An 11739-nucleotide genomic window follows, 5' to 3' on the forward strand; every position below is an offset into this window, starting at 1 on the left:
CGAACGGCGCGGGTGCCGGCGCCCGCAAATACGCGGCGCCATGTGGCGCCGCGTGGCACGGTCAGCGCACGCCGGTTTCGTTGCGCGCGATGACCAGGCGCTGGATCTCGCTCGTGCCTTCGTAGATCTCGGTGATCTTCGCGTCGCGGAAATAGCGCTCGAGCGGCATTTCCTTCGAATAGCCCATGCCGCCGTGGATCTGCACCGCCTGGTGGGTGATGAACATCGCCGCTTCCGAGGCGAACAGCTTGGCGACCGATGCCTCGGTGCTGAAACGCCCGCCGTCCCTGTCGGCCTGCGTCTTGGCGAACGCGGCGCGCAGCACGAGCAGGGTCGCCGCGTCGAGGCGGCACTTCATGTCGGCGATCTTCGCCTGGATCATCTGGAACGAACCGATCGGGCTGCCGAACGCCTTGCGCTCGCGCGCCCAGGCGAGGCTCGCTTCGTACGCCGCGCGCGACAGGCCGACCGCCTGCGAGGCGATGCCGATGCGTCCGGCGTCGAGCACGCCCATCGCGATCGCGAAGCCCTTGCCTTCCGGACCGAGCATGTCCTCCTTCGGGCAGACGTAATCGGTGAACTCGATCTCGCAGGTCGCCGACGCGCGGATGCCGAGCTTGGGCTCGGTCTTGCCCGCGTGGAAGCCCGGTCGCGTCGTGTCGATGATGAAGGCGGAAACGCCCTTCGCGCCGATGCCGGGCGTGGTGATCGCGAACAGCACGATGTACTTCGCGACGGGTCCGGACGTGATCCAGCTCTTCTTGCCGTTGATGACCCAGTCGCCGTTCGCATTCTTCGTCGCGCGCGTGTGCATGGCCGACGCGTCCGAGCCTGACTGCGGCTCGGTCAGCGCATAGGCGCCGATCGCCTCGCCCGTGGCAATCGCGCGCACGTACTTCTGCTTCTGCTCCTCGGTGCCGTACTTGAGGATGCCGTTGCAGTAGAGCGAGTTGTTGACCGACATGATCGTCGAATGGGCGCAGTCGGCCGCGGCGATCTCGATCATCGCGAGCGCGTAGGCGATCGTGTCCATGCCGGCGCCGCCGTATTCATGCGGCACCTCGATGCCCATGAGGCCCAGCTGGCCCATCTCGCGGATCGTGTCGAGCGGGAACTCGCCGGACTTGTCGAGTTCGGCCGCGACCGGCGCGATGCGCTTCTGTGCGAAATCGCGCGCGATGGCCTGGATCGACAGCTGGTCGTCGGTGTAGCGGAAGTCCATGGGAGCTCCTCGGATGGTCGGTTGGGGCACCCACGCCCGCCGCCCCGCGACGGCGGGATGCATTGGCGCTCTTGCGGTGATCGGCGATCGAGCCGGCCCGGCAGAGGATTCCCGCGTGCGCGGGAACGACGATGCAATGGGTCAGGGGCGGGATTTTAACGGTTCCGCCTCGTCCATGCGCGGCTCGGCGAAATCGCAGGGCGCGCCGCGCAGGCGCTGGTCGAGGATCCACGGCAGCAGCGCGGGTTCGGCATAGGCCTGCGGCCAGATCACGTGCTTTCCGCCCGCGTACTCGGTGTAGCGCGGCTGCCCGCCCATGGCGCGCAGTGCGCGCACGACCGCGCGCGAGCCGACCATCGCACCGTCGTAGCCCTTTTCGACGTCGGTATCGTCGTCGTCGCTGCCATGGAACACCCATTGCGGCACGTCGCGGATCGGCCCGAGGCCGGCCAGCTCGGTCATGCCCGACATCGGCACGCCGGCGGCGAAGCAGCGTGGCCAGGCCTTGAGCGCATCCCAGACGCCGGTGGCGCCATCGGAAATGCCGGTGAGATAGATGCGCCGCGGATCGACCGGCCAGCGTTGCAACGCATCGCGCACGACCGCGGCGACGCGCGCGGGCGGCCAGTACGCACCGGTCGTCTGTGGCGCGACGTAGACGAGCGGGATGCCGCCCTCTCGCGCCGCGTCGACGAGTTCGTACGAGCCGTTGCCCCTGCCCGCGAGTTGCGACTCGTTGTCGGTGCCGTCCTGCCAGTCGCCGTGCAGGAACACGATCAACGGCAGCTTCTCGCCGTCGCGGCGTCCGTCGGTGACCACCGCGCGATAGGGCACGTGCGCCACATCGGCGGTCCAGTATTTGCCGAGTTCGGCGTCATCGAGCGCCGCGGCGCGGCCGGTCCCGGCGAAGGCGAGGCTGCAGCAGGCTTGCAACGCGAGGGCAAACCACCTCGCAAGGTCACGTGAACGCATCGGCGAAGCATAACCGCGCCGTCGCCTGCCCGTGTCCATGCATTGACGCTGCACGGTGCAGCGGCTACCCTTCACGCTTCCATCTTTCAATCAAGATGAAAGGATAGATAGTGGATCTGGCCGCTACTTCCGCGTTGCTGCGGCTCCTGTCGGACCCGACGCGCGTGCGGCTGCTCGCCCTGCTCGAGCGCGAGGAGCTCACCGTCGCGGAACTCTCCGCCGTGCTGCGGCTGGCGCAACCGCGCGTGTCGACCCACCTCGCCAAGCTCAAGGAAGCCGACCTCGTGCGCGACCGCCGCGCCGGCGTGTCTTCGTACTACCGCTACAACGGCGAGCTCGACGCGCGCGAAGGGGCGCTGCTGCGCGCGCTCAAGGACAGCGTCGACGACGCGCTGCTGCGCGAGGACGAGCGGCGCCTGCCCGGCGTGCTCGCCAAGCGCGCGCGCGCCGAAGGCTGGGCCGACAGTGTCGCCGGCGACATGGAACGCCACTATTCGCCGGGCCGCACCTGGGAAACGCTCGCGCGCGGCATGACCCAGCTGGTCGAAACCGGCGACGTGCTCGACGTCGCGTCGGGCGACGGCGTACTCGCCGAGCTGCTCGCGCCGCGTGCGCGGTCGATCACCTGCGTCGACGCCGGCGCACGCGTGGTCGAGGCGGCGCGCCAGCGCCTCAAGGGGTTCTCCAACGTGGACGTGCGCATCGGCGACATGCACGCGCTCGATTTCCCGTCCGCGCGTTTCGACCTCGTGCTGCTCATGCACGCGCTCACCTACAGCGAACGGCCCGCGCAAGTCGTCGCGGAAGGCGCTCGCGTGCTGCGCAAGGGCGGGCGCCTGCTCGCGGCGACGCTCGGGCGCCATGCGCACCGCACCGCGGTCGAACCGTTCGAGCACCGCAACCTCGGCTTCACCGCCGACGAGCTCGCCGGCTTCGCTCGCACGGCCGGCCTCGAGGTGGTCACCTGCGAGCGCCTCACGCGCGAACGCCGTCCACCGCATTTCGAAGTCATGAGCCTGCTCGCGAGGAAACCATGAGCCGCCTGCCCCATCTCCATCCCGAGCGCGTGCGCGCACTCGAAGACGCGCTCGCGCGCCGCATCCTCGTCATCGACGGCGCGATGGGCACGATGGTGCAGGGCTACGGGCTCGACGAGGCCGACTATCGCGGCGAGCGCTTCGCGCCCGGTTTCGATACCGCGCGCGAACCGCACGCGCACGAAGCGCCGCACGGGTGCGACCTCAAGGGCAACAACGACCTGCTCGTGCTGACGCGTCCGGATGTGATCGGGGCGATCCACACCGCCTATCTCGACGCCGGCGCGGACCTCGTCGAAACCAACACGTTCAACGCGACCTCGATCAGCCAGGCCGACTACCGTCTCGAGCACCTCGTCTACGAACTCAATCGCGAAGGCGCGCGGCTCGCACGCGCCTGCTGCGAGGCGGCCGAGGCGAAGGACCCGTCGCGTCCCCGCTTCGTGATCGGCGTGCTCGGGCCGACCAGCCGCACCGCATCGATCAGTCCCGACGTGAATGATCCGGGCTTCCGCAATACGAGCTTCGAGGAACTGCGCGCGGCCTACCGCGAGGCGACGCGCGGGCTCATCGACGGCGGCGCCGACACGCTCATGGTCGAGACGATCTTCGATACGCTCAACGCGAAGGCCGCGCTGTTCGCGATCGAGGAGGAATTCGACGCGCGCGGCGGGCGCCTGCCCGTGATGATCTCGGGCACGATCACCGACCTTTCCGGCCGCACGCTTTCGGGCCAGACCGCCGAAGCGTTCTACGCCTCGGTCGCGCATGCGCGCCCGCTGTCGGTCGGCCTCAACTGCGCGCTAGGCGCGAAGGAGCTGCGGCAGTACGTCGACGTGCTCGCACAAGTCGCCACCTGCTGCGTCAGCGCCCATCCGAATGCCGGCCTGCCGAATGCGTTCGGCGAATACGACGAGACCCCCGCCGACATGGCCGCGCTGATCGGCGAATTCGCGCGCAGCGGCCTCGTCAACCTCGTCGGCGGTTGTTGCGGCACGACGCCGGCGCATATCGAGGCGATCGCGAAGGCTGTCGAGGGCGTCGTGCCGCGCACGCTGCCGGCGATGCACGCGCGCGCGGCCTGACCTCGCGGTCCCGCCGGGTCGGGGCACGACGCCTCCATTCGAACCGAAGAAGACACTTGGGTCCCGGCCTCCGCCGGGACGACGGAACAAGATCCGCGAACGATGTCCCATCCGATCCGCCCCACCCGCCTGTCCGGCCTCGAACCGCTCGTCATCACGCCCGAGCTGCTGTTCGTCAACGTGGGCGAGCGCACCAATGTCACCGGCAGCGCGCAGTTCCGCAAGCTGATCAAGGAAGAGCGCTACGCCGAGGCGGTCGAAGTCGCGCGCCAGCAGGTCGAGAACGGCGCGCAGATCATCGACGTCAACATGGACGAGGGCCTGATCGATTCGGAAGCGGCGATGGTGCGCTTCCTCAACCTCATCGCCTCCGAGCCGGACATCGCGCGCGTGCCGGTGATGGTCGACTCGTCGAAATGGAGCGTCATCGAGGCGGGCCTGCGTTGCCTGCAGGGCAAGGGCGTGGTCAATTCGATCTCGCTCAAGGAAGGCGAGGCAGCCTTCGTCGAGCATGCGCGCAAGGTGCTCCGCTACGGCGCCGCCGCGGTCGTCATGGCGTTCGACGAGCAGGGCCAGGCCGACACCTGCGCGCGCAAGGTCGAGATCTGCACGCGCGCCTACCGCATCCTGACCGAGCAGGTCGGCTTCCCGCCCGAAGACATCATCTTCGACCCCAACATCTTCGCGATCGCGACGGGCATCGAGGAGCACGACAACTACGCGGTCGACTTCATCGAGGCGACGCGCATCATCAAGGCGACCCTGCCCGGCTGCCACGTCTCCGGTGGCGTGTCGAACGTGTCGTTCTCGTTCCGCGGCAACGAGACCGTGCGCCAGGCGATCCACGCGGTGTTCCTCTATCACGCGATCGCCGCGGGGATGGACATGGGCATCGTCAACGCGGGCGCGCTGCCGATCGTCGACGACCTCGACCCGGAACTGCGCGAGCGCGTCGAAGACGTCGTGCTCAACCGGCGCAAGGACGCGACCGAACGCCTGCTCGACATCGCCGAGCGCTACAAGGCGAAGAAGGGCGACGTCGTCGTCGAGAACCTCGCCTGGCGCGCGCTGCCCGTGCGCGAACGCCTCGCGCACGCGCTCGTGCACGGCATCGACGCCTTCGTCGAAGCCGACACCGAAGAGGTCCGCGCGCAGAGCACCCGGCCGCTCGATGTCATCGAAGGCCCGCTCATGGACGGCATGAACATCGTCGGCGACCTGTTCGGTGCCGGCAAGATGTTCCTGCCGCAGGTGGTGAAATCGGCGCGCGTGATGAAGAAGGCCGTCGCCTACCTGCTGCCGTACATCGAAGCGGAAAAGGCGCGCACCGGCGACACCGGCAAGTCGAACGGCAAGATCGTCATGGCCACGGTCAAGGGCGACGTGCACGACATCGGCAAGAACATCGTCGGCGTCGTGCTCCGCTGCAACAACTTCGAGGTGATCGACCTCGGCGTGATGGTGCCGGCCCAGAAGATCCTCGATACCGCGATCGCCGAGCGGGCCGACATGATCGGCCTGTCGGGCCTGATCACGCCCTCGCTCGAGGAAATGAGCCATGTCGCCAAGGAGATGCAGCGGCAGGACCTGCGCATCCCGTTGCTGATCGGCGGTGCGACCACCTCGCGCGCGCATACCGCGTTGAAGATCGAACCGCACTACAAGTCGCCGACGGTGTGGGTCAAGGACGCCTCGCGCGCGGTCGGCGTCGCGCAGTCGCTCGTATCGAAGGAACTCGTCGACGCCTTCATGGAAAAGGTGCGCGCCGACTACGCCGAGATCCGCCAACGGCACAAGGATCGCAGCGGCGCCAAGCGCCTCGTGCCGCTCGACAAGGCGCGCGCGCAGCGCTTCGACGGCGGCTGGGCCGACTACGAGCCGCCGGCGCCGAAGCAACCCGGCATCACCGTGTTCGACGACTACCCGCTCGCCGAGCTCGTGGAACGCATCGACTGGTCGCCGTTCTTCAATGCCTGGGAGCTCGCCGGGCGTTACCCGGCGATCCTCGACGACGCGATCGTCGGCGCGCAGGCGAAGGAACTGTACCGCGACGCCCGCGCCATGCTCGAGCGCATCGTCGCCGGGAAGTGGCTGACCGCGCGCGGCGTGATCGGCTTCTGGCCCGCGCAGTCGGTCGGCGACGACATCGAACTGCGCGACGATGCGGGCGGGCGCATCGCGACGCTGCACCACCTGCGCCAGCAGGCCGACAAGCCGGTCGAGCGCCCGGATTTCTGCCTCGCCGACTTCGTCGCGCCGCAGTCGTCGGGCCGCGCCGACTGGGTCGGCGCATTCGCGGTGACCGCCGGCATCGGCATCGAGCCCCACCTCGAACGCTTCGAGCGCGACCACGACGACTATTCGTCGATCATGCTCAAGGCGCTCGCCGACCGCCTCGCCGAGGCGTTCGCCGAACGCCTGCACGAACGCGTGCGGCGCGAGTTCTGGGGCTATGCGCCCGACGAGGCGCTCGGCAACGACGAGCTCATCGCCGAGAAGTACCGTGGCATACGCCCCGCCCCCGGCTATCCCGCCTGCCCCGACCACACCGAGAAGGCGACCCTGTTCCGCCTGCTCGACGCCACCGCGAACGCCGGCATCGAACTCACCGAGGGCTACGCGATGGTTCCGACCGCGGCCGTGTCCGGCTGGTATTTCGCGCATCCGCAGAGCCAGTACTTCGTCGTCGGCCGCCTCACCCGGGAGCAGGTCGAGGACTACGCGAGGCGCAAGGGCTGGACGCTCGCGGAAGCCGAGCGCTGGCTCGCGCCGAACCTTGATTACGATCCGGAGTAGCAGCGGCGGGCGAGCACACCCATCGCCCCACTGTCCTGGTCGAGCCCACGAGGCGGGCGGACCCGAGCGCCGGCGGGCAGGCATTACTCGTGCGGCGAACGGGTGACGCGATGCGTGGCCGGGCGGCGGCACGCGCTCCGCGCGTACCGCCCTACGCGCCGGTCAGCCTTCTTCGGAACCGCCCGGACTCACCACTTCGGGCTGGTGATGGCGCACGTGCACGTAGACGTTGTAGACCGACACGAACATCGGGAACGCGTTCTGCAGGATGCCGACCGAGTCGTTCTTGCCCCAGATGAAGTACGCGAGCGTCATCACGCTGCCGACGATCGACAGGTACCAGAACGACATCGGCATGACCACGCGCTTCGACTTCTTCGTCGCGTAGAACTGCACGAACCAGCGCGCGGTGAACAGGAACGTGCCGAGCAGGCCGACCAGCTTCCACGGCGTGATCGTGAGACCGTACAGGTTGAAAAGGACGTCGCTCATGGCGGACTCGCGCGGCGGCTCGAAAGGGCCGACAGCATGCCGCAAACGGGCTTTCGGTGCGGTTTCGCCGCGGCAGGCGCCATTCCCCGAAACCCGCGGGGATGCCGGCTCCCGCCTGCGCACCTGCAATACGGCGCACGACGGCGTCATCCCCGCAGGGCGAATCGAGCCGCGCAGCGGCGGATCCGCCTCGTCCGATCGAGCGTCAGCGCGCCCGCTGCGCGAGCCAGTCGTGGATCGCCGACGGCACCTCGCGCTGGGCGCGGCCCGACACGTAGATGCCGATGTGGCCGCCGCGGAACGCGATCTGCGTGTAATCGTCCGTGCCGACGTGCTCGCCGAGCACGCGCGAGGCGGACGGCGGGACGAGGTGGTCCTGCTCGGCGAACACGTTGAGCACGGGCATCGTGATGTTGGCGAGATCCACTTCGCGCTCGCCGATCCTCAGGCCGCCCTTGACCAGCTTGTTGCCCTGGTAGAAATCCTTGATGAACTGGCGGAATGCCTCGCCGGCCTGGTCGGGCGAATCGAAGATCCACTTCTCCATGCGCAGGAAGTTCTCCATCTCCGCCTTGTCGTCGAGGATGTCGACGAGGCCGATGTACTTCTGCTGGTTGAGCCGCACCGGCTTGAGCATGAGGTAGCAGAGGTTCATGAGGTCGGCGGGCACGTTGCCGAGCGTGTCGACGAACAGGTCGACGTCGAGGTCCTGCACCCAGTTCGACAGCATGTTTTCCGGCGTCTGGAAATCGACCGGCGTGACCATCGTGATGAGGTTCTGCACCTTGTGCGGATGCATCGCGGCGAAGCACAGCGAGAACGCGCCGCCCTGGCAGATGCCGAGCAGGTTGATCTTGCGCACGCGCGCATGGCGCGCGACCGCATCGACCGAACGCGCGATGTAGCCATTGATGTAGTCGTCGAGCGTGAGCCAGCGGTCGGCGAGGTCGGGGTAGCCCCAGTCGATGAGGTAGACGTCCTCGCCCTTGGCGAGCAGGTTCTTCACCAGCGAGCGGTCGTCCTGCAGGTCGACCATGTACGGCCGGTTGACGAGCGCGTAGACGATGAGGATCGGCACCTTCGCGGTCGGCGGACGATCGCCGCGGAAGCGATAGACGACGAGCTTGTCCTCGCGGTAGATCGCCTCCTTCGCAGTCACGCCGAAGTCGACGTCGTCGACCTTGCGCAGCGTATCGATCGCCGCGGCGAGCTTGCGTTGGATGGTGAGCGCTTCTTCCAGCGCCTTGGTCGGTTCGATCTTGATCGGGCCCATGTCGCTTCCTTCGCTCAGCGCTTCTTCTTGTTGCCGGACGGGTCACGCTTGCCCGCTTCGGGCAGGGCATCGGCCTTGCGCGTGCCGCGCGACCCCAGCGAGGCATCGGCGAACTTCGCGATGCGCGAAGCGAAAGTGCCCGGCGCGACCGCGGCGACCGCGCGTCCGGCGCGCGCCTTGCGCGCACGGCGCTCGGGGGCCTTCGTCTTCGCCGGCTCCGGCGCGGGCACTGCCGCGGCGGACCTGCGTTCCGGCTTGCGTGCGGCCTTGCGCGTCGGCGCTGCCGCCGGCGGCGCCTCGACGACCGTCCTCGCGGGCGTTTCGCGGCTCGTGCCGCTCGCACCGCCGACGGACGCCTTCAGTTGCTCGAGTTCGCTGCGCAAGGAGGCGATTTCGTCGATGAGGGCGTCGCCGCCGCGCTGCGCGCGCACTTCGCGCCGCAATGCCTGCAGCCGTTCGCCGATGCTGTTGAGTTCGCTGCGTGTCGGCATGCCGAGATCGACGCTGAGGCGCTCGATCTCCTGCTGGATCTGCGAGCGAAGGCGCATCTGCGCGTTGGTCAGCTCGCCGTAGATCTCGCGGAATTCCTGCGAGAGCGCGATCTCCGCATAGCCCTCCTCGGCCGCGTCGACCCAGAGGTCATAGAGCGCGCGCAGCGATTCGATCTGCCGGCCGGGCTGCTCGCGCTCGGTCAGCTTGCCTTCGAACAGTTCGAAGCCGCGGCGCGCGGCCTCGAGCATCTTCGCGTTGTAGCGCGCGAGCTGCTCCTGGTATTCGACCCAGGCGACGGCACTCTTCTGCTGGTGTTCCTGGTGTTCACGCAGGTAGCCGAACGCGGGCAGTTGCAGCCATGCCTTGAGCTCGCCGGTCGGGTTGCCGCCACCCGGCAGCGCGCCGAACAGCCGCGCGAAGGCGGCTTGCGCATTGCCGGCGCCGGCGTGTTCGTTCCAGAGCCGCGCGAGCGGATGGTCGAACAAGGCAGGGCCACCCGGCATCGCGAACGCCTGGCGCAGCGCATCGCTCCACGGCGGCACGCCATCGGCCGGGTTCGCGCCGGCAGCCGCGAGCAACGTCTGCATGAAGGCGACGTAGTTCTTCGCGCCGTCGACGAGGCGTTCGATCGTCTCGGCCTGGCTTCCCGCGCCCGGCCCAGCCGCGAAGGCGCGCGACCACTGCTCGAAGCCGTCGACGCGGCCCCTGCCGGCCTGGCTCATCGCGTCACGCGCAACCTCGGTCCAGGCATCGACGGACTGCTGCGACAGTGCCTGCCACTGCTTCATCCAATCGGAATTCGACGAATCACCCACGGCGCAGCCTCGCAAGTCTGGGGCCGCCATGATACCGCGAGCATCGTCGCGAAATGCCGGCGCGCGCTGCGCGCCGCGATCGCCCGCTCAGTCGCGCGTGTAGACGAAGACGAAGGCGGGCGGCAGGTTGAGCGGCGCGATGCCACCGCGGCGCACCGACAAGCCGAGCTCGTCGAGCAGGTCGCGCGGGATCGGGCCGAACGGTCCATAGGTGAACTGGATCAGTGGTCGCCCCGGCCCGAGCACGGAAAAGACCGCGGACAGGATGCCCTTCTGCACTTCGCGCGGCATCGCGAGGAAACCGAGCCCGCTGATCGCGGCGTCGGCGTTTTCGAAGCCTGCCCGCGCCGCGATGGCGACGAGATCGCAGGCGTTGCCGTGCACGACGCGCGCGTCGGGGAACTGCGCCTGGAGCAAGCCGTGCAGCTCTTCGTTGAGTTCGACCACGAGCAGGTCGCGTGCACGGATGCCGTGGGCGAGCAGCGCACGCGTGAAGACGCCGGTGCCCGCGCCCAGCTCGACCACGCGACGCGCGTCCGCCGGCAACTGGGCGATCATCGCGCGCGTCAACTGGCGCCCGGAAGGCGACAGCGCCGCCATCGCGCGCGGGTTGCGCAGCCATTGCCGGAAAAACGTCCATGCGCCCGGAACCTGCGGCTGCGCCGCCATCACGGTTCGTCTGCTCTGCTCGCTCATGCACGTTTCGTCGGCCATATGTCCGCGCATCATAACCCGCAGATGGCCGTCCGAACCGACCGACCGACGCGAGCCGGTTCCAGAGCGAAGCCCGAACGAACCCGAGCCCGTCGCTTCTCCAGCTCGGCCCGGAACAACGCCGGAACGTCCCGCCAGTGATTGAAACCGTGTCAGGCCGGTAGCGCGCGCGGCGGGCACGACGCGCGGTCGCGCACAGGGTGCGCTCCTGCAGGATGTCGGCCACGTTCCAGGATCGAAAAAGAGAAACCCCGCGACGATCAGGGGAAATCGTCGCGGGGCGGAGACGCCGACGGCAGGAAGGGGGAGGGGTGGCCGCCGGCGCTGAGCGTGATCGTGAACGGGTCAGTGACGGTAATAGCCGCTCCGATCGTAATAGGTCGCGCGATGACCGTAGTCGCGCCCGTGGTGCCCACCGTCCCGGTATCCGTGACCGCGGTAACCGTGGCCATGGTAGCCATGCGACGGCCGGTCGTAATACCGCACGCCGTAGTAGCGCGGGTAGTAATACGCCGGGCCATAGTAGGCCGTGTCGTAATATGACGGACCGTAGTAGGTCGGGCCGTAATAGACCGGCGCGTAATACGCGCTGTAATACCCGCCGTAGTAGTAGTTGCCGCCCCAGCCACGGCCGCAGTGGTGGCAATCGGAGTAACCGATGCTGATGCCCGGCAGGCCGATGCCGATGCCGACATTCCAGTGGCTGCGGGCGAACGCCGCCGGCGCCAGCGCCAGACCTGCGGCGACCAGCAAACCCATGACGACCATACGAACAGACTTGCGCATTTCCACACCCTCCTCAGGCGTACGGCGCATGCTGCGGTCCACCCCCTGAATCGGT

Annotated in this window: 10 protein-coding genes; 3 read left to right on the forward strand and 7 right to left on the reverse strand. The window is 68.4% G+C overall.

What is annotated here, in order from left to right:
- Positions 1–61 precede the first annotated feature (61 nt).
- Positions 62–1222 (reverse strand): acyl-CoA dehydrogenase family protein, encoded by a 1161-nt coding sequence (locus EV148_RS10985; RefSeq protein ID WP_131997966.1) that lies wholly within the window; start codon positions 1220–1222, stop codon positions 62–64.
- 141 nt (positions 1223–1363) lie between these two features.
- Entirely contained in the window at positions 1364–2155 is a 792-nt protein-coding gene (locus tag EV148_RS10990; RefSeq protein WP_131997969.1) for a carboxylesterase family protein, read from the reverse strand.
- A gap of 149 nt (positions 2156–2304) precedes the next feature.
- Here EV148_RS10990 and EV148_RS10995 point away from each other — a divergent pair, with 149 nt between their 5' ends.
- Genes EV148_RS10995 through metH form a run of 3 tightly spaced genes read left to right on the forward strand, consistent with a single transcriptional unit; the run spans position 2305 to position 7112 of the window.
- A complete protein-coding gene (locus EV148_RS10995) occupies positions 2305–3231 on the forward strand; it encodes an ArsR/SmtB family transcription factor (RefSeq protein WP_131997972.1) in 927 nt (308 codons plus the stop codon).
- Entirely contained in the window at positions 3228–4316 is a 1089-nt protein-coding gene (locus EV148_RS11000; RefSeq protein ID WP_131997975.1) for a homocysteine S-methyltransferase family protein, read from the forward strand. The genes EV148_RS10995 and EV148_RS11000 overlap by 4 nt, the downstream gene beginning before the upstream one ends.
- Positions 4317–4352: 36 nt before the next feature.
- Positions 4353–7112 (forward strand): methionine synthase, encoded by a 2760-nt coding sequence (gene metH, locus EV148_RS11005; protein ID WP_277871143.1) that lies wholly within the window; start codon positions 4353–4355, stop codon positions 7110–7112.
- Positions 7113–7274: 162 nt separating this feature from the next.
- Here the strand turns inward: metH and EV148_RS11010 are convergent, their stop codons facing one another.
- The 5 genes from EV148_RS11010 to EV148_RS11030 all read right to left on the reverse strand — a co-directional run bounded on the left by EV148_RS11010 (position 7275) and on the right by EV148_RS11030 (position 11714).
- Complete coding sequence (locus EV148_RS11010) at positions 7275–7604, reverse strand: lipid-A-disaccharide synthase N-terminal domain-containing protein (protein ID WP_131997981.1); 330 nt, start codon at positions 7602–7604, stop codon at positions 7275–7277.
- A gap of 205 nt (positions 7605–7809) precedes the next feature.
- Entirely contained in the window at positions 7810–8877 is a 1068-nt protein-coding gene (locus EV148_RS11015) for a class III poly(R)-hydroxyalkanoic acid synthase subunit PhaC (protein WP_131997984.1), read from the reverse strand.
- A gap of 14 nt (positions 8878–8891) precedes the next feature.
- Positions 8892–10157 carry a class III poly(R)-hydroxyalkanoic acid synthase subunit PhaE gene (gene phaE / locus EV148_RS11020; RefSeq protein WP_158287434.1) on the reverse strand — a complete coding sequence of 422 codons (1266 nt, stop codon included), beginning with the start codon at positions 10155–10157 and terminating at the stop codon, positions 8892–8894.
- Between the two features lie 114 nt (positions 10158–10271).
- Entirely contained in the window at positions 10272–11078 is an 807-nt protein-coding gene (locus EV148_RS11025; RefSeq protein ID WP_199222766.1) for a class I SAM-dependent methyltransferase, read from the reverse strand.
- A gap of 165 nt (positions 11079–11243) precedes the next feature.
- Entirely contained in the window at positions 11244–11714 is a 471-nt protein-coding gene (locus EV148_RS11030; protein WP_199222767.1) for a hypothetical protein, read from the reverse strand.
- Positions 11715–11739: the final 25 nt, after the last annotated feature.

The organism is Dokdonella fugitiva (assembly GCF_004342425.1).
GTDB lineage: Bacteria > Pseudomonadota > Gammaproteobacteria > Xanthomonadales > Rhodanobacteraceae > Dokdonella_A > Dokdonella_A fugitiva.

Bases quoted from the DNA above. Each gene is read 5' to 3' on its own strand.
- EV148_RS10985 (WP_131997966.1), bottom strand. From the start codon at position 1,222: ATGGACTTCCGCTACACCGACGACCAGCTGTCGATCCAGGCCATCGCG.
- EV148_RS11000 (WP_131997975.1), top strand. From the start codon at position 3,228: ATGAGCCGCCTGCCCCATCTCCATCCCGAGCGCGTGCGCGCACTCGAA.
- EV148_RS11015 (WP_131997984.1), bottom strand. From the start codon at position 8,877: ATGGGCCCGATCAAGATCGAACCGACCAAGGCGCTGGAAGAAGCGCTC.
- phaE (WP_158287434.1), bottom strand. From the start codon at position 10,157: ATGAAGCAGTGGCAGGCACTGTCGCAGCAGTCCGTCGATGCCTGGACC.
- EV148_RS11010 (WP_131997981.1), bottom strand. From the start codon at position 7,604: ATGAGCGACGTCCTTTTCAACCTGTACGGTCTCACGATCACGCCGTGG.
- EV148_RS11030 (WP_199222767.1), bottom strand. From the start codon at position 11,714: ATGCGCCGTACGCCTGAGGAGGGTGTGGAAATGCGCAAGTCTGTTCGT.